We start from the raw sequence: 22,104 nt of genomic DNA on the forward strand, positions 1-22,104 counted from the left end.
TTGTTGCCAACTGGTCGACTGACTAGCCCGTCCTCATAAGCGAGAAAGCACGTCTTCCAGTCCGGCTTTATATTTGTCCGCTAGCTTGTTCTTCCAGCCATCAGGGAGACGGAAGCTCCGATGGTCAGCGCCGACGCTCTTCTTCCGCTTCTTCGTCTTGGAATAAACCTTGAACTCGATGCGACCCTGAACTCTGGGATCGGCATAAACGATGTAGCTCTCGGTCTCTTCCATGTAGGACTTGATATTTCCATCGACCGAAAGCTTGAATCCGATCTGGGCAAGCCGACCTTCTGCTACCGCTAGAGACTCCTCATCTCGGGCTTGCTCCGAAAACCACAACTCATTGATGAGCTTCGGAGCGCCTTGATCGACACGCCATAGGGTCTCAACCGCCCGGCGAGCTTTGGCCTCAGCTTCTTCCGCCTCCCGCTGCCTGCGCTCCTCTCTTTCGATCTGCTCGCTCTTGGACGTGTGTGCGAATTCCCAGATCACTTCCATGACCGAGCAGCCATGGCCTGTCGTGGCTCGATCAAGATGTCTCTCAAGCCCTAGTGGTATCGAGAAGCCCTCCTCATACGAAGATGATGGGCCTTCTCGGCACAGCGGGCAGTAAGCACGCTCGCCAGAATAGCGGTGCTTTGGGAGGATCTCAGCTCGGCTGATGATGTACCTCATCAGTCTGCGGCGCCAAGCCCCCAGCTCGGTCCTGGTTTTACAGGCATAGAACTCATCAATGACTTTCTGAACATCGGCCGGCATGAGGCGAATGACCGTCGAACGCGCGTCGTAGATCTCTCTCTCAAGCCTTCGTATGATTTGGTCCGATTGCCGATGGGGCGGGATCCTGGCGGACATAGAGGCGGCCTCTTGGAACTGCCCAAATGTACAAACGCCGGCGAGCCATACAAGCCACGCTTTAGGACAGTACGCCCGATACCTCGTTTTGCAGTTGTAACCCGTGTAACTGCTGTAACCTCAATTAAATCAACGACTTATCAGTTACACACCCGTGTAACCCGTGTAACCGAAACTGCCGAGCATGCTCTCATGTTGCCTCAGGGGTAGATGGAGCGCCCGGTTCGGAAGAAAAGTGTGGGCCTTGCCACGTTTTGAAAAGTGTGGCATATCCCACGGTATGGAAGAGATCCCTGCTTCGCGCCGCCTGAGAGTGGCGACTTTCACAGCTTCCGAAGTCGAGAAGATCACAGGTGTCACGTCCGCTATGCAACGCGACTGGCGCCGGCGTGAGCTGATCGACACATCCCCCGGCCGCGGATGGAAGAGACTTGGGACTGAAGAGTTAGTCCAAGTCTTGGTTATGCGCGTCCTCAGTGAGAGGAACATACCGCCAGGCTTCGCCCGGAAGCTCGGGCGCATGGCAATTTTGCCTGTGCTTGAACGGCTACTAGCGGAGGCTTACCCCGGCGAAGACATTGAACTCATGGAGACTACAGCAGCATTCGGGACGGTAGCCAGCATCCTCGACCAAGCTGAACAAGCTGTTCCAGCAGAGGAGAAGCTCCTTGTCGTAGGACCATTTGCGGGAGACCTGTACACCACTCCACTGCGTCAGGATGAGAACCGCTACCTTATCTACGCTGAAACTAAGGAGCCTTCCGGCTACATCAGCTACTCTATGGAGAGAGCTGCGAGCATTGAGAGCTTCAAGCTAAGTAATGCTGCTCAAAGGAAGAAACTCAAAAGACCTGCAGCTGATAGGTTCTTCGTCTTTGTTGTGGTCGATATCCTCGACATCTTCGCCGAGATGATTGATCGACGGATCAAACCCTACTTCATCGAAATCGAAGAGGAAGGGCAAGCCAATGAATCCTAAAGCCCTTGCTCGCGCCCTTGGCGGCGAGGTTACCGGCCGCAACCGAATTCTGGCTCCAGGTCCCGGCCACAGTCGGCAGGATCGCAGCATGTCGGTCCATCTTGATCCGATCTACCCGGAGGGGTTCTGGGTCAAGTCCTTTGCCGGGGATGATGAAATTCAATGCCGCGACCACGTGCGGGCATTGGCCGGGCTGCCTGCCTGGGGTCCAAACTCTGGGAACCAATCAGCAGCGCCTCGCCCTGTCATTGTTCCAGACAAACCAGACGATGATGAAAAGCGCAGGGCTGCATGGCTCCAGGCCCGCGTTCTGTCTATCTGGGAAGGTGGAAGCGATCCACACGGTACCATCGTAGAAGCTTATCTCGCCAGCCGCGCCCTCACACTACCTAGCGACGTGGCTGCAGCTGTCCTGCGCTTTCATCCGGCCTGCCCTTGGAAGGATGCAAACGGCAATCTCCTCTACGTTCCGGCCATGGTCGCTGCGATGCGTTGCATCAGGACCGACCGTCTCAAGGCGGTTCATCGCACGCGACTGACGCCGGACGGCAAAAAGGTTGATCGTCGGATGCTTGGAGATGCGACCGAGGTTGCTGTCAAACTCGATCCCGACGAGGCGGTGACAATGGGCCTTATTGTTGGCGAAGGCATCGAGACATGCCTCGCCGCACGCCAAATTGGCCTCCGACCCGTCTGGGCGCTTGGCTCCGTCAGCATGATCCAGACCCTTCCTGTACTTCCCGGGGTCGAGGCACTCACACTCTTGGCTGAGACAGACAAGAAGGGCGCCAATGCCCGCGCGATCAACGCCTGTGGGACACGCTGGCATGAGGCCAACCGCGCCGTGATTGTGGCCAGCCCGAAGTTCGGCGGCGATGTCAATGACGCCTTGCAAGGGAAGGTGGCCTGATGACTGAGATCACACCTCCTTCTGAGCAAGCGGCCGAGATCCTTGATTTTGCGGAGTTCTCTCCATCCAAGACCACCAAGAAGGCCAAACAGCCTAGTAAGATGGCCGCAGGGAGCAACATCGTCACCGAGGACGGCGCGGCCCAGCGGTTCGTCGAGATGTACGCCGACAAGCTCCGCTACTGCCACACCACAGGCGCTTGGTTCGAGTGGGATGGCATCTCCTGGAAGCAGGACACCAAGGGGTTGGCCTTCTATTGGGCCCGGAAACTGGCGCGCGAACTGGCGGTCACGCAGCCGGATAAAGTGCGCTACATGGCCAGCAAGACCAGCTTTGCCAGTGGCGTAGACAGGTTCGCCAGAACGGATCCCGCCTTGGCAGTGACTGCTGAGGTCTGGGACGAGGACACCTTCCTATTCGGGACACCAAACGGCACGGTGGATCTGCGGACGGGCAAGCTAAGGCCAAGCGTTCCTAAGGAGGGGATTACACGTCTATCGGCCGTCAGCCCAGCTGAGACCGCCGATTGCCCTCAATGGCTTGCGTTCCTCGATCAGATCACGTGCGGCGATGCCGAGTTGATCCGGTTCCTGCAGCAGTGGTGCGGATACAGTCTTACCGGAGACACGACAGAACAGACCCTCGTGTTCGGTTGCGGTCCGGGAGGCAATGGCAAGGGCGTCTTCGTCAACACGGTTTCAGGCATCTTCGGCGACTATGCCGTGACAGCTGCCATGGACACGTTCACGGAGTCCAAGTTCACGAAACACTCAACCGAGCTCGCCATGCTGCGGGGCGCGCGGATGGTTACGGCGAGTGAGACGGAAGAGGGTCGGCCTTGGGCTGAGAGCCGGATCAAGCAGTTGACGGGCGGCGACAAGATAACTGCTCGCTTCATGCATAAGGACAATTTCACCTATATCCCGCACTTCAAGCTCACCATTATCGGTAATCACCACCCGGTTCTGCGTACGGTGGATGATGCGATGCGCCGGCGCTTCCGCATCGTGCCGTTCATGCACAAGCCTGCGAAGCCTGACCCGCACCTCGAGGCAAAACTCAAAGCGGAATGGCCGCAGATCCTGCGGTGGATGATTGAGGGCTGCCTGGACTGGCAGAAGAACCGCCTTATCAAGCCGAAGGCGATTGCCGAGACAACGGAGACCTACTTCGCCGACCAGGACCTCTTTGGCTCCTGGCTGGAGGAGGAGTGCGACACGGATCCCGGCAATGCCAGCAAGTGGGAGTCCGCCGCCCGCCTTTATGCTGAGTGGGCAATGTTCGCTCAGAACGCGGGTGAGACGCCGGGCACAGCCAAGACTTTCGCTGCCGAGATGGGACGAAGGGGCTTTGCTAGGCACAGGGCTCGCTCGGCCGGCAAGATTGTCCGAGCCTTCAAGGGCATCCGTCTTGCTCCGAAAAGCTCTGACGCACTGTGAACACGTGAACACATGTTGCCAGGAGAAACCTAAAACCTCCCCCACGCGCACGCGTACGCGCGTAAGACCGTTCTTTGTTTGGACGTGTTCACATGTGTTCACGTGTTCACGGCAGAAGCGACCAGACCCCAGCACCTGGTACCCCAACACCTAGACCGCACCCTGGCTCCGCTGGCGCAGGCAGGGATGAGGATTCACCATTCGCCAGCCGCAATCATCCAGAGGAACAGTTTCCATGCCCGATACACCCACCCCAGAGATGCCGATTCCAACCCACGACGAGACCGAGGCCCATTTCATCGCTCTCCAAGAGATCCTGCTGGGCACCCACGCTCTGGCAACAAAGTTCGTCGCCGAGATGCCAAGCCCAACCGGACAATCAAGCCGCCAACGTGCGGAGAATTATCTTGAGAGGCTGGCCGTCCTCATGGACAAGGTGTTCGAAACACAACCCAGCCCAATTCGGAACGAGGGCAGGACCTACGCGGCCGTGAACACCACTCGCCTTCACAGCATCATCAAGGACACTTGGCCGGAGAGGGTGCAGTGATGAACGCTATCAAGCCGCAGTTCCCGATCGCCAACACGGTCGAGGCAGAAGCTGGTCGTCTGCTCGCCCTGGAATGGGGCGTCAAGTACGCTCTACTCGTCCTTGTCTCACGAAAGGTCTGGGAAGAGAAATCAGGACCCGAAGGAATTCAAAAGCACATTGGATGGGTGGCTCATCACGTTGCCGTGCACATCAATGGCCTGCCAGCCGAAACCAGGAAGTACGCAACAGACTACGCAGCCGGCATCCTTGGCGAAGTGATTAGTGAGGTCGAGCTAGCCCTTGGTCAGGCGCCAAAGGATGGAGACGAGGCACGGCGCCTATCCATGCTTAAGAAGTTCATGGATGATGAGTCGGGTCCAGGGTCTGACGACAAGGTCAATTGACCGGAAGCCGCCCAGGATACTCGCAAATCGCTCCGCTCAACCCCGCCTGCCGTTGATGCAGGCGGGGTTGAGGACACGGTCGTAACTTGGTGAGGAGAAACATGTCAGCGGGTTCTTAAGCGCCCCCCAATTTGATAGGGCGACGAGAACGTCCCTAAGGTCATCCAAGCAGGCAAAGGGAACGCCCTGACTCTGGCACCATGCCGCAAACGATTTTTGTTCGTCGGTCATGACGCCACCCCGACGCTTCAGCTCCAAAGCATGCAGCCGCCCGCCCGGACCAAACAGGATGAAATCAGGCCAGCCCTTTTGGACGCCCATGGCTTTGAGCTTCGCAGCGGTCCGTGGGTCACGCTTTTCGCCGGCAGGGAAGTGGCTCCATCTCCAATCTGGATGCGCAAATGTCCGTAGATGGTCGGCAACCGCGCGATGGAGGACAGACTCCTTCGGAGCCGGTACCTTGGGCTGCCGATACGCCTGGGGCTTGCCACGAGAAGGGAAGAGGGGGAGGGAGCGCTGCCTAGTCATCGTGACACAAACACCATGAACTCGGCCACCTCTCGGCTCATTCTGCCCCCTCAGGGACTTCGACGCCCACCAGGCGGATGACCATCAGGTTGTCGCCCTCGGTCCACTTCAGGGAGGCCTTCAGTTCTGCCGTCTTCTGCTCCTCTTCCTCGTCACTGCCCACGATGATCGAGTGCCACCTACCAGTGTCCTGCGGAGCCTTTCGCTCCAGGACTTCAAGCCGCTTGAGAGTGCTGCGGTTCATCGGTCAATCCTTCCATGGTCATGGACCCGGCGCCCGTTCATGGCGACATGGGCCAGCAGATCCGTCATCGTCTTGCCTGTGGTGAATGGGTCCGCCTGGGCAGATCCGTGGATCCGCACGAAGATGTCTCCAGGACGGGCGCCATGCTCCGCGAGGAGGATTGTCCGCTTCTCCTGAAATTCATCGCCATCGTGAGCGGGGATGACGTGCACAATGCCGTCCCATGTGAACGTGGAGGATTCCAGCTTCGCCAAGCGGATGAGTGTCGTTCGGTTCATAGAGCCTCTAATCGCTTCTCATGGGTTTCGGAGACGGGGATCGTCTGCGGCTCCCTGAACTCCCGCTGCTCCGGGGCCAGGTTGAAGTTCCAGTCGAAGAAGAAGTCATCGGGCTTGGCGCGGTCGGACTGGATCATGCCCACCTTCTGGGCCTCAAAATCCTCTGGGCTCCGTTCGTAGATGACGTGCAGGTACCCAAGAGCCCTCCGCCCTGCGGCTGCCTCCAACCTCATGAGGCGGTTCGTCAATGCCCTGCTCATTTCTGCCCCTGCGCTGCTTCCAACTTCTCGAGACGTTGTTGGATCTCGTGCAACTCCACAGCCTTGGTGAACCCGTCCACCAATTTGGCGAGTTCGCCGGCCTCCCCCGGGGTGATGTCCCCGTTGGCCACTGCCCCCGCTAAGGCGGCCGTCGCCTTTACCGCGTCCCCAGCGGTCTCCAGCTTTGGGAGGGTGAACATCACAGGCCGATCCTTTCGGGGCGGCATGATGCGGTCCATCACCATCCGGAGAGCTACGCTGTCCCCGGCAAGCGCCATCTCGACAGCCTTCCGCGTGATGGCCTCCGCCTCACCATCCAAGAGGGCTTCGAGTGCCAGCGTCGTCTTATTCCGAGAACCCTTAGGGCGCCCCGGATTGCCAGGGGCAAATAACCGTCCGCCCCTCGTTTTCTCCTCGTTTTTTCGGGAGGTGGTAGCCTTTGCCATGGTCAAAGAATTCCCTGCGGGGAGTTCGAATTGTAGCCCGCCATCTCGCTGTAGGAGCCATCGCCTACCGTGGCGTTCCCCGAACGATCCTCACCCGTAGGCGAGCGTTCGCCCCGGGAGTTGTACCCAGGCCCGTAGCCCATGGTTGCGGCATCCCAATTGTCCCAGCTTGCGGCCGGTCCGCCGAACATGCCCCCGAGCATGTCGCCAAAGCCTGTGTTCCCCCCGAAGAGGTCGCCGATGGCATTGAAGGCCTGCCCGCCGAACTTGCCCGTCTGGTAGCCCATGAAGGCACCCATTGGCCCGCCCGTCACAAGACCCAAGGCGCCGCCAATCAGGCCGGGAGTGCTCCAGCCAGAGGGGGGGCTGCTCGACATCTTGTCCATGAAGCCAGGGTGATAGCCCTTCGCAATGTCAGGATTGGCCATCGCATCCATGAAACTCGTGTCCGGCTTGGTGGAGAAGCCCAGACCGTCCTTGATGGCATCCACGGGCGAGGCGTACCCGCCGATGGTCAGGCCCGTCTTGTCATTCCAACCGAAGGGACCGATGGAAGACGTCGTCGTGGGAGCGGTCGACGCCATCTCGTTCATGAAGTTCTCATAGGACTTGCCGAAGTTGTCGAGGTCCAACCCAGCGAGACCGCCCACTCCGGTCGTATAACCACCCCAGCCATCGGGACCGACGCCAGGGTTCCAGCCCTCCGGGGCGCCACTGGTCGGAGCTGACCGGACAGCAGCCACGGGAGCCGAGGCGACGGGTGCGCTCGGCCTCGTCGGAGGTGTCGGCTTGCTCAACCGAGCAGGAGCCATGGCCGGGCCAACTGCCGTTCCCGTCGTGGGATTGGTGAACCCAGCCAGACCAAAGGAATTCAGCCCCGACGCCACAGGAGCCTCGAGGGAGGCGATGTCAGTGTTGAAGCCCGACGGCGTGGCTGAGAACGACTTGGTTGCGGCGTTGTAGGCTGCCAGATCCCGCTCGTATTGTGCCTTCTCCCGATTGTACTCAGACATGGCCCGTTCATAGGCCTGCTGTTCCTTCTCGGAGACGCGGCCCAGGTCGGCATTCATGCGGCCGGCAATCGCCTCGTTGTCCATATCCGAGCGGTGCCAACCAGTCGCGGCAGCGGCGTCGTTCAAGGCGGTGATGCCGAACGCCTCATTGGTGCGGTAGGCTTCCGAGGGTGCGTTGAAGTCTGGGACGTTGCCCCAAGGACCGGAATCCACCCCGGCCGAGAAGCCTGAGGGAGCGAAGCCCTCTGCATTGATCCCGAAGGTTTCACCCATGCCAAGAGCGCCAGGCGAGACGATACCCAGATCAGTCTCCGGATAGCCCGTCTCAATGGCACGCTCTGGAATGGCACCGTTGAAGCGAGCGTCGAAGTTGGCTTGGTCGATCAGCCCCGGGGCATCAAACCCCTCGAAACCTGGCGTCCATCCCGCATCAAAGGCCTGCGGGGAACCCATGGGAGCGCCACCGAACAATGCGGCCGCGTCCGGCGAGGTGAAACCCTGCGACGGACCAAGGGGCTGCCCACTGAACGCCCCGGCAGGCGCAACGGAGCCAGTACCCGTGATGGCGTCAGGACCATCGATAGGACTCGGCCCGACAGGATCGAGATATCCGGCGAAATCCACCCGCCCGATAGGATCAGCCGGGAAAGAGCTATAGCCATCATCCGGCGTGATGCCGAACGTGTCGCCCATCTCCGTCGGCCCCAGGGGACCGATCCCGAGTTGTCCCGTCATGTCGGGGACGTCTACGGCCGCGAGACCCGTAGGCTGCACAACGTCGTCATAGTCAAAGCCTGGCATCACGTCTTGCCCGAGCTTCTGGCTCAGGAAGTCTTGGGCTTGCCGCTGCACGGCAGGGGCCGCCGCCATAATGGCCGCGTTGCTCGTGAACGGCGCGATGTCTTGAACGACAACCTCATCAGGGACCTCAACCCCGGCCAGTTTCGCAGCCACGGCGAACCGCGTTGCCATCTCCTGCTTGGATGGGGCCCTTACGCCTGCCGGCCACCCGCCTGTTGGTGAGAAGCTATGACCGCCGAACCTCGAGCGGTTGGCGCCTACACCAGCATCCTTCTCGAACCCCGGAGCGGAGAAATGCTCCACCCCAAAGCCGATATCGATCCCCATGCTATGGGCCTTCGTTGCTACTTCCGTAGCAAGCTGGGCACGTTCAAAGCTAGCTTGCCGGGGACCAAGGGCCGGCGAGAACTCGGGATCGAGAGCTGCCATCAACGACGCCTCAACACCCGCCTTGAAATTGGCATGGCCGGCCGTCGAGGCGCCCCGCATGTCCTTGTTGAACGTCGGGGAGAACTGCCGACCAGCACCAGGCAGAGAACGGTTCTGTCGTGTGGCCTCGAGCATGGTCTCCGCACTGAAGGGAGCCGAGAAGATGTCGCCAAGGGCAGCCGAGCGGGACAGGTAGGCGCTCGGGTTCATCGAGCGGTTAAGACCCGTGGCCGCCACGATGCCCATACCGACAACGCCCTCGTTGAGGGCTTCGCCCATGACCATGCCAACGGTCATGGCATAATCCAGGTCACTCAAGCCGTATTCGGAAAGAGGGTTAGGCATCTATCGGGCCTCCGGGGGCAGCATCATGGGCGGCCCAAAGTTGTACGGTTGGCGGGGCTGGGATCCCGCCGCAGAGGAGTTCCCAGCCGGCGCCTGGTTGTATTTCTTCCGGTACTCCTGGAGGGCCTGTTCAGCCCCCTCCCGGTCGCCCTTCATCATGAGGTCAACGACCCCCCGCAGTTCTTGCCCGCGGGGGGAGTTCAACAGGCGTTCGGCCCCCGTCTCGCCTTGGAGCGGAGGCGCAAATTCATAGTTGGTATCACGCGCCATGACGGGGCTCCCCAGCAGCAGCGTTGCGAGAGCGAGAGCGGCCGGCCGGTTCATGGCGGGTTCCTTCGTCGGAGTTGTGCCCGGCTAGATTAAGCCGCTTGGCAGCCTCCGGGTCCACCTTCATCAGGATAAGGTGCCCAAGAGACCGCACAAAGCTGTCTTGATCCGCCTGCAATTGGGAGCGGGTGCTGTTCATCGCGTCCCTCTATGCGCTTGGGGCCAGGAGCTCAGCCGCTCGGTCAGGTCCAAACTGAGCCACGAAGCCGGCCTTCAATTGGATGAAGTAAGGGTCCGCATGGTCCAGGAAGTCGCAATCCCGGAACAGGTTGCGAAGGCGAACTGGCTGGGCGTTGATTTGAGCGTCGATCGTGACCGCCTCTGCGTCAGTTGCCTCACGCCAGATATCCGCTTTGTAGGTGCGGGCAGAGAAAGACGGAACCGGCTCAGCGGGAAGGTCGACTACCTCAGCATCCACCAGCCGAGCGCGTCCAACCTTACCGGCGGCTTGGTCATACACGGCCTGAGAAACTTCGACGGCTCCAGGCTGAAGGTCGTTCGACTGAACAATGGTCCGAATGATGTTGTTTTCGTCGCGAATGATTTGAAACATAGAGCGCCCCGTTAGCCGATGTTCTGGCCAGTAACCCATTGCCCACGAGGAGCAACCGCCGTACTGCCGTTTGATTGGTAGAAGTACAGGCGAACCGTGTACTGTGTGCCCACGCTCAGGCCAGTGACGACTAGGCCCATGTTGGCATTGCCGATGCCACGAGCCACCCGCGTGTCGAGGCGGCTGTACTGGACCTGACTCTGCGCAACCGTTGTGCCGCCCGTCGTCGCAATCAGGCGGATGAAAGAATAAACTTCCGTTTCGGAGGCCCCGGAGGTCTTCTCGTAGTGACATCCCGCGTTCAGCACGAGATTGGGGGCCGTCGCCGTAAACGACACCTGCAAGCCTGCCGCGGCGGAGCCAATGCCCCCCGCCGTGACAGCCGGCTCCGTCCCGCCTTCGGCTCCGAACAAGGTCGAGCCGGTTCCTGACGGATTGAGCAGGATGTACGCACCTGAGCCGCCGTTGGCCGCCGCCTCGTACTGCACACTGTACCGTCCGCCCGAGACTATGTCCCCCGGCGCCAGAGCAACCTCTGCGTTGTTGACGAACCTCCGAATGCTTTTTGATGCGAAGGCACCACCGCCGGCAGGAGTGGTCACCAGCGTGGCGGCGCCCGTGTTGGTGTGGTTCGCCGTGAAGGAGAAGTTCAGACCATCAACCAAGGAGGTGGGCGCCGTGCTCAATGTGATAGTGTAAGCGTTGGAAGAGCCCCCCGCAGAGAGCGAACCACCATCGTCTTTCAGATATTTCGCAAGTTCACCCTGCACCGCGCGAATAGCGTTGTTGACCGCTGACGGCGCCATACCCTCGGGGGCGATGTCCGTGTTGCTGTCGGCTGTCGTGTTGTAGTCTCTGATACTCGCCATAACTGGCCCCTTGATCACTGAATTGGTTGGTTATTGGATGACGGCGCCGCATACCCAGCACCTGTGGCTGCACTCTTGCCGATCCGTTCGAGGCTTTGACGGAGAACCCGTTGAGCCGCCTTGCTCGATACCGGAGCCTTGAGGAGGGCAGCCTTTGCCAACTGCGGGTCCAGCATCATCTCGAGGACTAGGTCGTCGACTTTCTTGAGACCAGCCGCCCGCATGGAGCCAAGGACTCCCTTCAGGCCGGCGCCCGCAGCACCCACCGCGGCGCCCGTGAAGTCCCCAATGAGGGCACCGCCGCCAGCAGCCACGAGGATCTGAGAGAACAGGCTGGACTTGCCCGCCTTCTCAGCATGTTTGTCGAGAGCTGCGCCGATGTCTTGTGCCGTGTTGGAGTTGCCAGGAGTCCGAACAGCCTGAAGGGACCGCTCCGACCGCTTGATGTCGTCCGCAATGGCCTGGAGCCTCAGAACATGCTCCTGTCCGAAGACGAGGGTCAGAGCCCCCTTCTTCGACCGGATGAATCCTTGGAAGGCATCCGCCCTGATGGCGTTCTCTCCGGAGGCGCCGACCTCCTTGTTGGAGATGAACCGCTCCTGGACATACTCGGCCACGGCCCGGCGCAGCCCTTCCTTGGCATTCGGGTTCTTGTTGGCGGCCGCCACGAGTTGAGCCATCTGCTTGTTGGCATCAGCCCCGTTCAGGATCCGACCGATTGCCCCAGGGAGATCCGCAGTATCGACCTTAGCGAGCCTGCCGAGGACCGACTTGTTGAAGGCATCGAGTTTCGCCTTCCGGAGCGCCGCGACCTGATTAAGGGTTTCTGATGCCAGAGAGGCATTGGCGAACCGTGCCCGCACGTCAGGAGGCAGTTCCTGCAAAGCGGCTTGGTACTGCTGCCGCCACCGTTGGAAGCCCTTCGGATCCAGAACGCCGTCCTTGATGTGCTTGGACAGGGACAGAGCGGCCGCCTCTGCGATATCGGAGTGCTTGGCCCCAGCCTTCACCAGAGCCTTGACCCTCTCGCCGCCCGTAGCGCCGGGCATGAAGGCATTCTTGGTCACAGACCCCGGACCCATGCGGAAGGTGTCCTTGTCGCCTTCCTTGCGCAGGATCTGACCAGCATAGCCCTTGTTGAACGTGCCGACGCGTTCCCGTGTCGCCTTGGTTGCGGCGTCGTACCGCTTGCCGGCCTCCGGATCCTCGTTGAAGCCATCCAGGAGAGAGCCAGCCGACCGACCCGCACGCGGGGCATAGGTCGCCCCTACAGGGCCTTCGTCCTCGAGGGACATGACAGCCCGCTCATACGCCGTGATGGCATCTGCTTCTTCGCTCCGGGCGAGCCGCTCGACGGCATCATTGAACGCTTGAGGGCTGATTTCCTCCGGACGGACCCCAGCCCCTTGGAGTTCCTTCTGCAATTGTCTTGAGACGGCCGCGGAGTTACCCTTCGGCTCATCATCGAAGGTGCCGGTTGTGTGATTGGCGCGGGTACTCTTAACGGGGATCTGGGACGTCAGGTCGTTGATAGGCCCATCAAGTTCCTGAACGCGAGCCTTGGCCGCCTCAAAGGCTGCCGTGTCGCCACGCTGCTGGGCTGCTACTGCCTGATCGAAGGCACGAGACCGCTCGTCCCGAAGGCGGTCTATTTCCGCTCGGAGTCCCGCTTCGTTTTGTACGCCTTGATTTCGCGTAGGGCTTCCAGATCCGCGAGAGAACGGGCCTTCTTCTCGACCCACGCCAGGAACGCCGCCCTGTCGTACGGCTCGAACCGCTCCATTACCTTCGCTAGCGTTTCGCCCTGTGGCGTCTGCCCACTCATTGGCCCATTGCGCGAATTTGCTGCCGATAGCAGGATCAGTCGAGATCCGCTCCGCTGCTGATTTAGTAATAGCAGAGCGAAGAGCCTCGTTCAATTGAGCCAGGCGGGCATAGGCTGGTGTCCGTCCGCGGCCGGGCGAACTCAGTTCCGCTCGCATCGCTGCCTTGATCTGCGAGGCAAGGTCATTGAGTTCACGGAACGCCTCGACAGGCCCGTATGAACCGATGAGTTCCCGAATGCTCCTCTCTTCAGGGGTGAGGCCAATTTCAGCCGCTCGGGTCATATTCCCATAGACGCGATGTGCAGCCTCACGTGCCCCCTGTGTAGGAACGGTCAGAGAGCCGTCAGGATCTACGGCTTCCCAGAGGGACTTTTCCCGCCTGCGGGCTTCGTCCTCGGCCTCCTTCATGGCACCGCGGATTGAATTGCCAATGCCGTCGGCGTCCTCACTGAAACGGATGGCGTCAGTCGCCTCTTCCGCAGCCGCCCGTGCTTTAGCCTCGTAGTCGCCCGTGACGCGGTCGATTTCGTCCAACTGTCCCTTCAGGAAGGTGACGATATCCTCCGAACTCCCTTCGCCCTGGACTGAACGCAAGGACTCCAGGCGGGCTGAGTTCTGGTCGGCACGACGCTGTGCGAAAACCTCGGGGTTGTTGGTCTGCAATTCCCGCTCGAGGGAACCAAGCCCCATGTCCCCGGTCGCCTGGAACGTGGTGGGCCTCGACCCCGGGACGAGTTCAGCCCCGGCGCCTTCCTCGAGTTCCCGCAAGGCTGCATCAGGATCCGAGGCCGCACCGAAGATGCGAGCCCTCGCGGCCCTTGCCTGTGCCTCAGGAGACCGCAGGAGGGCCTGATCCAGCGCATTGGTCGCCGACTGGAAGCCCTGCCGTGCCAACGTGGGGACAGCAGCCCCGGTGACGCCGAGAGCCAAGCCCCCGACGGTTCCGAGGAGCGGGTTGACGTCGTTCTCAACGGCCGTCTGGGCACCAGTCCCCGCAAGACCACCAATGGCAGCCTGTGTGAAGGGAGCGTCCGCCAGTTCCGTGAAAACCCGTCTCGTCCCGCCTTCGACGGTCTTCGCGCCGACCTTGGCGAGACCCGCCCCGGACAGTGCCTCGAGGGCAGTCTGTCCGCCGGCAACCGCAATCCGTTCGCCCTCCGTCTCCGGCTTCGGCAGGCCGAGAGCATCAGCCCCGGCCTCGCCCAGCGATGAGACGGCATTGGTCATCTTGAATGGATCGCGGTAGGGAACCTCCTGTGCTCCGAGAGCACGGGCGCCGACGTTGTAGGCCTGGCGCGTCATGTTCTCGAGGAAGCCAATCGTTCCGTCGTAGGCGAGAGCCGGAAGGCCAGCGATTGCCCCGGGGACGGCCTGCACACCCGCACGACCCGTAAGGCCTGCGGCGCGTCCGGCCGTGAGTTCGGGTGCTTCAGCCGTATCGGATCCTGCGTCATCACCCGTAACCCCGAGTGACTGCGCGATTTCCTCCACGGTTGCGTTCTGCTGTTCCGGAGAGAGCTTCAGGAAGTCGTCGCTGACTTCAACTTCCCGATTGCCGATGGTGAGGGTTGTCATGCTTCACCTCACCGTGCCGACCAGGTGACGCCCGAGGACGTCTTGCCGCTGGCAGCCTGTTGGGCCGTGACCGATGCACGGTTCTGGCCGACGGGCTTCCGTGCCCCGGAGTAAACCCGCTTCTGCACTTCCTCGAACGTCGGGGACTCGAACTCGGGATAATCAGTGTCGACTTGGCGCTTGGAGCGGCGTCCCGTGAGAGCTTCACGCTGGGCGCTCCGGAGAGCCGCCCGAAGGCGATACTGCTTGTCCAGCACAGTGGCGGCGTTGTCGCCCTGCTGCACCAGGTACTGGTTGGCCTCTTCCCGCGCTTCCGACTCCGAACGGCCAGCACCCGTCAACATGCGGACGAGAGCCTCAGAGCCAATCTTCATGTCGCGCTGGAGAGAGCCGCTCTTACCGAAGCCAAGGCCATCGATGGGGCCCGTAATCTTCGGATCCTGCGATTTCAGATCCGACTCGATGCCGCCGAAGCGCTTGAAATACTCGTTCGCCAGACCGAAGCGGCCGGCGATTTCAGCGGGAAGAGGTTCGTTGATGTCCCTGTCCGGATCCTGCGGGCCGCCGGGGATTGGCGCCAGCTTGCCGTCAGGGCCATAGGCATAACCCGACGGTGCGTTGGGAGCACCCTTCTTCTCACGCAGGAACTTCGCGAATTCCGGATCACGCTTCGCCAACTCGAATTCGACCATGTCGTCGGTCGTGGCAGGCTTAGTCTCGAGGCCGAGCTTGTAACGCTTGGCCTTCTGCAACTCCTCAGGGGACAGACCCTGCGTGAGGCGGTCCCATTCGGTCCGCTCGCGGCGCTTGTATTTGTCGAGCGCCAGGGAGTCGAGGACGTCCGGCATGTTGGCGAGTTCCGGATGACCGATTTCCTCGGCGAACTTCTGATACCCGACGCGCTTCTGTTCGAGCTCCGCCTGCCTCTGTCGCTGGATGCGCAACGCGTTATCCTGCTGGGCGCCTTCTGCGAAGCCCTTAATGCCACCGCCCCAGCCCTCGCCATCGAGGAGGGCGGCCGCCATCTGCAACTGCGCATAGGGGTTTTGGTCCGCCATGCGGTTCAGGCCCCCGAGGATGCCCGACCCATACTGCGGGGACGGCACTCCCGTCGTCACTGCCCCGGGAGTGCTACTCAGGATCCCGAAGCCCCCGGATCCCATATCGCCGAAGATCCCGCCAAGAATTCCACCGCTCATGTCCTGGCCTCCTTACGAGAACGCACCGAGGCCACCGAGGATTCCACCTCCTAAGGCGCCCCAAGGACCCAGCAGGCTGTTGCCGGCCATTGCACCACCCAAGATGCCTTGAGCCGCGGACGGCGTGGCCTTCGTGGCGGTCGTGGTCTTGCCCATGCCGGCAATCGGGTTGATGAAGTTGGAGAGCTGCGAGAGACGGTCGAACTTCGCGTCGTACTTGGCCTGATCCCGCTGCTGATAGTAGTCGCCGACGCTCGCCAGGCGGCTGGCGGGGTCGTACCGGAGATTGTTCAGGGCGCCCGTCATCGACATCGCACCCATCATGTTGTCGGCGCCCTGCGAGTAGAGCGAACCCATCGCACCAGCAGCCGACAGGCCACGATTGGCCGCATCCGAGTACATGTTCCCGAGGATGCCGGCGGATTGCAGTTGCCTGTTCCTGCCGTTTTCGTTGCTCTCTAACATCAAGCGGTCGGTCGCCTGCGACGCCGCATTGGCGAAGCCTGCGCCAATGGCATTCGAGCCGTACTTGCCGCCGCCCAACCGCGTGGAGGCAGCATTCAACGCCTTCTCGCGCTCTGCATTAACGACACTGAGGAGGCGAGGGTCTTCCTGATAGCTGCCGTTGGCGAAGTTCTTCAGGTACCCGGCCGCCTCTTGCAGCTCCGGGGACATGCCGCCGCTCGAGGCAATGCCCCCAAGGATGCCGGCCGCCTGGTTCATGCCCGACGTCATGCCGCCATTGCTGAGCAGGGACGACTGAGCGCCATAGGCTGCGTCGAGGTTCGGAACGCCCTGGGCAGCAAGCGAACGCGTCTGGTTCAGAGCATCCTTCGTGTAGGAGTTGAGCGGAGCAAGCGTCGACTTGTTCTTGTACTGGTTATACAAGTTGCCAGCAGTCCCCATGATGTCCTTGAGGGGCTGCTGTGTAGGCTCCCACGGGGACTGCGTGGAGGTCGCGGGCTTACCTTTGCCGCCGCCACCAAACCAATTATCGGACATTGAAAATCTTCTCCAAAGTAATCTGTGTGCGCTTGAAGCCGTGCGGCTCAAGGATGCGCGTCAGGCCCTCGCGGCCTGTTGCGACGAGGCGGGAGCAGCCTTGCTCCCCGAGGAGTTGGAAGAGTTCTGGGAGGACCGCTTGCGTGGCTGGGATAGACTTGCCGCCCCACCACATCAGTTCGCCAATGCGTCCACGTTCGTGATCGAACACGCGGGTTCCGATGGCTGCCACGACGTCGCCCCGGTCCAGGACGAGGTGGATCTGCACATCCCCGGCCTGAATGGCCTCGAGGATGGCTTGCGAATTGCGGCGTTTCGCAAAGGTCTGGAAGTGAGGCATCCAAAGCCCGACTTCCTGCATGGTACGTTCAAGAGGGATGCTGAAGAGCCAGGGCGTCTCAGGAACTGCGGAAGTGACTTCCTGCTCTGCATCCCCCTGGGTGACACGAAAGGCATTGGCCACAAGGGCGGTGTAGCTCTCGGCTATCTCCAAGGACTGCCGCATGTGCTCCTGGTGTTGAAGGAGATAACCGTGGATCGACAACCCATCGGTCCGGCCATGTTCCCACGACTGGATGATGAGGTCCAAGCACTCACGGGCCTGCCTGATGTGCTCGAGGACGTCCGGTCCTACGGCATCGGCGAGTTCACGCAGACCCTCGTCAGTGAGGGCGAATGCGTGGATCTGGTCGAACCTCTGTTGAAACGAATTGGAGAGGGGCTGCACCATGATCAGGCGTTCCCCTCTGCCGGCATCGCATCAAGACGGGCCGTGTTCCCGTATTCCTTCAGAAGGCTCAGGGCGCCCGTCGCGTGATGGTGGAATCCCCGAAGGGCGTAGTTGAGAGCCTCGGAGTTCCCCGGGGCATTCCGCATCTGGGAAAGGACGAGACCAAGGAAGGCCTGTGCCTGCTCCAGGTCGACGATGGCAGCCGTGCGGGTCTGGTCCCCCGGATGTACTTTAGCCAAGCTCAAGGTTGCCGATCCGTGTCCCCCCGTCTCCATTGCTAGGCGACCGAGATGTAAGCCGTGATGTCCTCATGTCGGCTATTATCGCGACCATTCATTTTGGTCGGGTCGATGCCAAGCGATCGAAGGCGCTCAACAAGGGCGCGTCTGACAAATTCGGATGTGGTGGTGATGTCGCGTGCGGCAGCTTCTGCGATTGCTTCGCCGAACCCGTCCGGTGCGCGAAACCGGATCACTTCAGAGTAGGAAGTATGTTGCGGCATTTCTCCAACCTTTCGTGGCTTCATTGTAGCAACAAGCCGGAAAAAGTCAAATATTTCAAGTAGTTATTGCCTGTAGTCTCCTGTAGATGGCTAGTATTTCCCTCAATATCCAGTAGTATTAAAGAGGGAGGTTGTTTAAGCGGTTCGGGCAAAAATATTTTCTGATATCTTCGCGTTCCTGCGTTCAAAGGTGCGGCCATCGGACAGCGACGCAGTCGTTGAGGTGAGAGTGATGACACGCGCGCCTCGGAGCGTTCGGACGAGCCCATCAGAATGGAAGAGATCATCTGCCTGCCAGCCCATGGCGTGTGCTTGCTGTCCGAAGACATCAAGGAAGCGCCCTGCATCATCGACGGCTTGGAGCCATTGAGGAACCGAAAGATCAGCAGGTGGCGTCAACTGTAGTTTGGCAAATCCAGCCGAGTAGAGGGGAGGCACGCCCCCTTCTATCTCCGCCATGGCTTGCCTCTCGTCCAGATCCGAACACGCCAGGATATCGCTGGCGACCTCGGTTACACAGGTTACAGAGTCTTGTAACTGGCAAGTGGCTGATCTTGTTGAGGTTACACTGGTTACATCGGTTACACGCGATTTCTGACCAGCCCGAGCTATGAGGTATGCCTTGAATGTATCAAGTTGCGGCCTGAGAGGAGATCTCATGGTTGGGCCCTCAATAGCTCAACGCCGTAGCCCGGACAGCGTAGGTAGCGACCGAACGCCCATCGATCTTCTGGACGTAGCGGTTGGCGCGGTCTGATGGGGTGACTAGAAGTGCGCCTCGCTCCGCCAGCATCGCCGCAATGCCCTTAGAGTCCGCAACTCCGGCAAGGGCTTCTTTCCATCCGGTTGGGGTAAAGCCCCAATACAGGTCATCTCCCCGCTTGAAGCGGTAGCCGATGAGGTCGCGCACACCCTGCCCGCTCAAAGGAACGTCCTGGGACATGTCGTGCAGGAGCCGGAAGCGGCTCTCACCATGTTTCTCGACAGCGGACCGCAGGGCATCGATGGCCGCTACCAATTCACCCGGGCCATCCCCGCCGAGTGTAGAGCGCCAGGCGTCGAAGCAGACAGCAGCTGCCCGTTCAGCCTCGATCTCGGCCCATGGCAGGCCAAGAGCGTACGTTGCCAACTCTCCAGCCGTCGCGATCAGGGCGAACCGGTGTGCAACCCGGAACAACTGACCGCCAGTTTCCCCAGCGCCGTCGAGAAGCTTTTTCTGGATTTCTGCGATCCGATCCCTGGCCTTGTCCAAGACCGCACCCGGATTTTCCGCCAGCTTTTTCACGAAGGCCTGCCCTGCCGTGCCGTAGAATTCGAGCGCGGCGGACTTAATGACTTTCGAGAACTGAGCCGGGCCATACCCTTTTGTGTTCTCGAACAGCCCAAAGCCCTTCCCAGCGTCCGCAGGCACGTCGACCAGACGGATGAGCTGACCGGCCTTAGCCCGTTTGCCCGTCTCTGCAATCTTGTCGCCGAGGCCGATCTCACCGGACGACAGAAGCATGACGCGCCACTCAGAACGCACCCTAGCGTCGCCGTCACGGGTGCCTCGAGCCTTGCCTTGCCCGTTGACCAGCAAGTAGGCGGTTGAGCCTGCCTCCCGAGCATCCAATTCCCCCAACTCATCCAAAGCAAGGAGCGTGCCTGAATGAGCCCGAGCAATGGCCTCTAAGGCGTTTCCGGTAGCTCTCCACGTCTGGGTAAAGCCGCCGCGCCCACCGCCACCCCAGACGCTTCCAGCGATTACGAGAGCCGTGCTCTTGCCAAGGGATGACCCGCCGACAAGATGAACACCGCCGCCCTCATCATTGAGTAGATCAGCCAGTGGACCGGCAAAGGCAGTTGAGAGAGCTAACACGAGACGAGAGTTGCCCGCAGCCGGCGCCGCCACCTGCTTGATCCAATCACCTAGGGTGCCATTCTCACCATACCGAGCAGCATCAGCCTTTCCGTCGTAGACCACGCTTTCCCCGGCCGCTTGTCCAAGAGTAGCGTGAGGCAGAACGAACACGTCATTGTACCAGCCGCTACGCCGGACGAGCCGGACCCTTGATCCACAGCTTACGCCAACGAGAGCTGCCTTCAGCTTCTTCAGTCGGTCTGAATGAGGAGACAGCTCCAGCCCACCAGCCGCCAAAGGCTTTAGGACCTCCGTCCCGTCGCCGATCAGATCCGCCAGCGGCAGAAAGTGGCGGTGCCGGATCCTGTCCCGGTCATACCACTCCAAGGCAATGGACCACCCTTCGCCGTTCGGATCGCGGGCTAAGCCGAGGACCGTGAAAGGCCCGGACAGGCGAATGCGCGGTTTGTCCTCTCCAGGGTCGAACCACATGCCTTTGTGGTCAAGAACATAGCCTTGAGGCCATTTGATTGGGTTAAATTGGTGCGACATCTCGGGCTCTGAGGCAGCCGCTCCAAGGCGCTCCATCTCATCAGCAAAGGGATCGTTGTCGAGAGCGTTCAAAGGCGCTGCTCCTTGGTCGTGCGGAGATCATTGAGGGTTGTGAGTGCGGCGCGCGTGTAGGCCACCAGCCGACGCACAGTGTATTCAAGGCCGGCATCATCCCCGATGGATGCGTAGGTGACGCCTAGTTCTGCCTGGATGCGGGCCATGTTGAGAGTCTCTTCGATGAACTCCCGATAGGCCCAGGGCGATCCATGAGGAGCGCCCTGAGAGAAAGAGGCACTGCTCATGGCACATCCCCGCAGTTCCAGTAGTAGATGTTTCGAAGCCAGTTCTCCTGCTTCTGGGAGATCTGCCTGCCTTGGCTCAGTCGCTCAACCATGTCGCAGACGAACTTGCGCTCGGTTGAAGTGAGGCGCCCGGCGGCATGGGTTCGGCACCAGTTAGCGATATCCAGCAGGGATCTCGGGTGTGGCTCAGGGGCCGCTGCCGAAACTGGGATGCTGGAGGGCTGCCGATAACACAGAGCTTCCACAAGGTTGTGGAAGTCCATGCCAGCACTTTTGAGTGTGCGGTCGATTGCCCGCACGGCAGCGATAACCTCGCCGTCATGGTCCGTAGCGAGCATGGGAATGAGCCTGGAGAGCTTTGGGGCAATGATGGCCATGTCAGGCATGATCGCCTCCCATGTCGCTCCAGATGTTCACATTGAACCACGGCACGAATGCCTTCATGTATGCCGATGCCGCGCCGACCGCTTCATCGATCGATGTGTCGAGAAGTGAAGAGGGCGGGTTCCAAGTGTGACCAGTCTCAGTTGCGAAGCGCCTGACGATGTCAGCCTCTCGGAGCGCCAAATGAAGGCGCTCGGCCCACTTCTGGAACATCAGTGGTTCGGCTGGCGCAAAGTTGGGGACGTCGAAATCCTCAGACATTGACGAAGTCTCCCGTCAGAGCGAAGTGAGACGCCAGCTTGGAGAGACCTTGCTTCAGGAGAGTGGCACGCTGCGGGTTGCCGACACCGCAGTTGTCGCGACAGACCGAAACGACCGCCAACGCGACGTTTTCCCCGAGGGCGAGAAGGGAGCGGCCAGCAGAGAGGCGGGCTTGCTGTTCTATGCCACCGGCAGCCTGCCAGAGAGCCGCCATGCGTTGACCCGCCTTGAATTCTCGATTGTCGATAATGCCTGCATTCCGAGCCCGAGCGAGTGCAGATCCAGGACGTCCGAATTCCTCGGGGACGGTGTGGATACGAGGCCTGTGGCCGAGGTCAGGAAGACGCGAATTTTCGTTGCGCTGAGAGCGCGATAGTGTATTGATTGTCATAGCAAATACTTTTCTGAGCCCCGCGCAGCCCCTGTGTCGGGGCTCTTCTTTTGTCCACGTGAGGCCCGCAATGGGTGGGTGGATCACGCGGCGGTCGCGGTGCTTTCGGTAATGCTGGTGCGCTTGTGGGCAGCAAACCAAGCGTCAAGGTCCGTAGGGTCGTAGACCACGCGCTTGCCAATCTTGATAAAGGTGGGACCACCGCCTGCCGCCCGAAGCTTATCGAGGGTGGACTTGCCGAGGCCAAGGTATTCGGCGGCCTGTGGGGTGTCGAGTTTCTTGCGGAGTGGTGAGAAAGCCTGCGTTGACATTGTGATGCTACTCC

28 protein-coding genes are annotated in these 22,104 nt (G+C 60.7%); 5 read left to right on the forward strand and 23 right to left on the reverse strand.

The features are described 5' to 3' along the window. Positions 1-33 precede the first annotated feature (33 nt). Positions 34-858 carry a hypothetical protein gene (locus OCW50_RS26815; protein ID WP_262299686.1) on the reverse strand — a complete coding sequence of 275 codons (825 nt, stop codon included), beginning with the start codon at positions 856-858 and terminating at the stop codon, positions 34-36. A gap of 280 nt (positions 859-1,138) precedes the next feature. Here OCW50_RS26815 and OCW50_RS26820 point away from each other — a divergent pair, with 280 nt between their 5' ends. The 5 genes from OCW50_RS26820 (at position 1,139) to OCW50_RS26840 (ending at position 5,122) form a co-directional block, all read left to right on the forward strand. Further along, entirely contained in the window at positions 1,139-1,837 is a 699-nt protein-coding gene (locus tag OCW50_RS26820; protein ID WP_262299687.1) for a MerR family transcriptional regulator, read from the forward strand. Positions 1,838-1,925: 88 nt separating this feature from the next. Next, entirely contained in the window at positions 1,926-2,747 is an 822-nt protein-coding gene (locus OCW50_RS26825; RefSeq protein ID WP_262299688.1) for a DUF7146 domain-containing protein, read from the forward strand. Next, the gene (locus OCW50_RS26830) at positions 2,747-4,186 is read left to right on the forward strand and encodes a phage/plasmid primase, P4 family (RefSeq protein WP_262299689.1); all 1,440 of its coding nucleotides are present in this window, start codon (positions 2,747-2,749) and stop codon (positions 4,184-4,186) included. Before OCW50_RS26825 ends, OCW50_RS26830 begins: the two co-directional genes overlap by 1 nt. Positions 4,187-4,421: 235 nt before the next feature. Next, entirely contained in the window at positions 4,422-4,736 is a 315-nt protein-coding gene (locus tag OCW50_RS26835) for a hypothetical protein (RefSeq protein WP_262299690.1), read from the forward strand. After that, positions 4,736-5,122, forward strand: coding sequence for a hypothetical protein (locus tag OCW50_RS26840; protein ID WP_262299691.1), 387 nt, complete (start codon positions 4,736-4,738; stop codon positions 5,120-5,122). Before OCW50_RS26835 ends, OCW50_RS26840 begins: the two co-directional genes overlap by 1 nt. 36 nt (positions 5,123-5,158) lie before the next feature. Here the strand turns inward: OCW50_RS26840 and OCW50_RS33500 are convergent, their stop codons facing one another. The 22 genes from OCW50_RS33500 to OCW50_RS26945 all read right to left on the reverse strand — a co-directional run bounded on the left by OCW50_RS33500 (position 5,159) and on the right by OCW50_RS26945 (position 22,090). Beyond that, a complete protein-coding gene (locus OCW50_RS33500; RefSeq protein WP_373371520.1) occupies positions 5,159-5,650 on the reverse strand; it encodes a VRR-NUC domain-containing protein in 492 nt (163 codons plus the stop codon). Between the two features lie 37 nt (positions 5,651-5,687). After that, positions 5,688-5,894: a hypothetical protein gene (locus OCW50_RS26845; protein ID WP_262299692.1), complete on the reverse strand. Its 207-nt coding sequence runs from the start codon at positions 5,892-5,894 to the stop codon at positions 5,688-5,690. Next, on the reverse strand, positions 5,891-6,172 hold the full coding sequence (locus tag OCW50_RS26850; protein ID WP_262299693.1) for a hypothetical protein: 282 nt from the start codon (positions 6,170-6,172) through the stop codon (positions 5,891-5,893). Before OCW50_RS26850 ends, OCW50_RS26845 begins: the two co-directional genes overlap by 4 nt. Further along, complete coding sequence (locus OCW50_RS26855) at positions 6,169-6,420, reverse strand: hypothetical protein (protein ID WP_262299694.1); 252 nt, start codon at positions 6,418-6,420, stop codon at positions 6,169-6,171. The genes OCW50_RS26850 and OCW50_RS26855 overlap by 4 nt, the downstream gene beginning before the upstream one ends. 8 nt (positions 6,421-6,428) lie before the next feature. Beyond that, complete coding sequence (locus OCW50_RS26860) at positions 6,429-6,878, reverse strand: DUF5681 domain-containing protein (RefSeq protein WP_262299695.1); 450 nt, start codon at positions 6,876-6,878, stop codon at positions 6,429-6,431. Between the two features lie 2 nt (positions 6,879-6,880). Beyond that, on the reverse strand, positions 6,881-9,466 hold the full coding sequence (locus tag OCW50_RS26865) for a hypothetical protein (RefSeq protein WP_262299696.1): 2,586 nt from the start codon (positions 9,464-9,466) through the stop codon (positions 6,881-6,883). Next, positions 9,467-9,790, reverse strand: a complete 324-nt coding sequence (locus OCW50_RS26870; RefSeq protein WP_262299697.1) for a hypothetical protein — start codon at positions 9,788-9,790, stop codon at positions 9,467-9,469. Between the two features lie 151 nt (positions 9,791-9,941). Beyond that, positions 9,942-10,346, reverse strand: coding sequence for a hypothetical protein (locus OCW50_RS26875; RefSeq protein WP_262299698.1), 405 nt, complete (start codon positions 10,344-10,346; stop codon positions 9,942-9,944). A gap of 11 nt (positions 10,347-10,357) precedes the next feature. Further along, on the reverse strand, positions 10,358-11,215 hold the full coding sequence (locus tag OCW50_RS26880) for a hypothetical protein (RefSeq protein WP_262299699.1): 858 nt from the start codon (positions 11,213-11,215) through the stop codon (positions 10,358-10,360). Positions 11,216-11,229: 14 nt separating this feature from the next. Further along, positions 11,230-14,616: a hypothetical protein gene (locus tag OCW50_RS26885; RefSeq protein WP_262299700.1), complete on the reverse strand. Its 3,387-nt coding sequence runs from the start codon at positions 14,614-14,616 to the stop codon at positions 11,230-11,232. A gap of 8 nt (positions 14,617-14,624) precedes the next feature. After that, the gene (locus tag OCW50_RS26890) at positions 14,625-15,815 is read right to left on the reverse strand and encodes a hypothetical protein (protein ID WP_262299701.1); all 1,191 of its coding nucleotides are present in this window, start codon (positions 15,813-15,815) and stop codon (positions 14,625-14,627) included. A gap of 12 nt (positions 15,816-15,827) precedes the next feature. After that, on the reverse strand, positions 15,828-16,817 hold the full coding sequence (locus OCW50_RS26895; protein WP_262299702.1) for a hypothetical protein: 990 nt from the start codon (positions 16,815-16,817) through the stop codon (positions 15,828-15,830). Continuing rightward, on the reverse strand, positions 16,807-17,547 hold the full coding sequence (locus OCW50_RS26900; protein WP_262299703.1) for a hypothetical protein: 741 nt from the start codon (positions 17,545-17,547) through the stop codon (positions 16,807-16,809). Before OCW50_RS26900 ends, OCW50_RS26895 begins: the two co-directional genes overlap by 11 nt. 2 nt (positions 17,548-17,549) lie before the next feature. Further along, positions 17,550-17,786: a hypothetical protein gene (locus OCW50_RS26905; protein WP_262299704.1), complete on the reverse strand. Its 237-nt coding sequence runs from the start codon at positions 17,784-17,786 to the stop codon at positions 17,550-17,552. Between the two features lie 38 nt (positions 17,787-17,824). Further along, positions 17,825-18,049, reverse strand: a complete 225-nt coding sequence (locus OCW50_RS26910; RefSeq protein ID WP_262299705.1) for a hypothetical protein — start codon at positions 18,047-18,049, stop codon at positions 17,825-17,827. A 135-nt stretch (positions 18,050-18,184) separates the two neighbouring features. Further along, positions 18,185-18,508, reverse strand: a complete 324-nt coding sequence (locus OCW50_RS26915; RefSeq protein WP_262299706.1) for a hypothetical protein — start codon at positions 18,506-18,508, stop codon at positions 18,185-18,187. A 211-nt stretch (positions 18,509-18,719) separates the two neighbouring features. Then, on the reverse strand, positions 18,720-20,513 hold the full coding sequence (locus tag OCW50_RS26920) for a DUF927 domain-containing protein (RefSeq protein ID WP_262299707.1): 1,794 nt from the start codon (positions 20,511-20,513) through the stop codon (positions 18,720-18,722). Further along, positions 20,510-20,743: a hypothetical protein gene (locus OCW50_RS26925; protein WP_262299708.1), complete on the reverse strand. Its 234-nt coding sequence runs from the start codon at positions 20,741-20,743 to the stop codon at positions 20,510-20,512. The genes OCW50_RS26920 and OCW50_RS26925 overlap by 4 nt, the downstream gene beginning before the upstream one ends. Beyond that, positions 20,740-21,129: a hypothetical protein gene (locus OCW50_RS26930; RefSeq protein ID WP_262299709.1), complete on the reverse strand. Its 390-nt coding sequence runs from the start codon at positions 21,127-21,129 to the stop codon at positions 20,740-20,742. The genes OCW50_RS26925 and OCW50_RS26930 overlap by 4 nt, the downstream gene beginning before the upstream one ends. Then, the gene (locus OCW50_RS26935; protein ID WP_262299710.1) at positions 21,122-21,388 is read right to left on the reverse strand and encodes a hypothetical protein; all 267 of its coding nucleotides are present in this window, start codon (positions 21,386-21,388) and stop codon (positions 21,122-21,124) included. Before OCW50_RS26935 ends, OCW50_RS26930 begins: the two co-directional genes overlap by 8 nt. Then, a complete protein-coding gene (locus tag OCW50_RS26940; protein ID WP_262299711.1) occupies positions 21,381-21,779 on the reverse strand; it encodes a hypothetical protein in 399 nt (132 codons plus the stop codon). Before OCW50_RS26940 ends, OCW50_RS26935 begins: the two co-directional genes overlap by 8 nt. 83 nt (positions 21,780-21,862) lie before the next feature. Continuing rightward, positions 21,863-22,090 carry a helix-turn-helix transcriptional regulator gene (locus OCW50_RS26945; protein ID WP_262299712.1) on the reverse strand — a complete coding sequence of 76 codons (228 nt, stop codon included), beginning with the start codon at positions 22,088-22,090 and terminating at the stop codon, positions 21,863-21,865. Between the last annotated feature and the right edge of the window lie 14 nt (positions 22,091-22,104).

The sequence above is a fragment of the Microvirga sesbaniae genome (assembly GCF_025460805.1).
In the GTDB taxonomy this organism is placed as follows: Bacteria; Pseudomonadota; Alphaproteobacteria; order Rhizobiales; family Beijerinckiaceae; genus Microvirga; species Microvirga sesbaniae.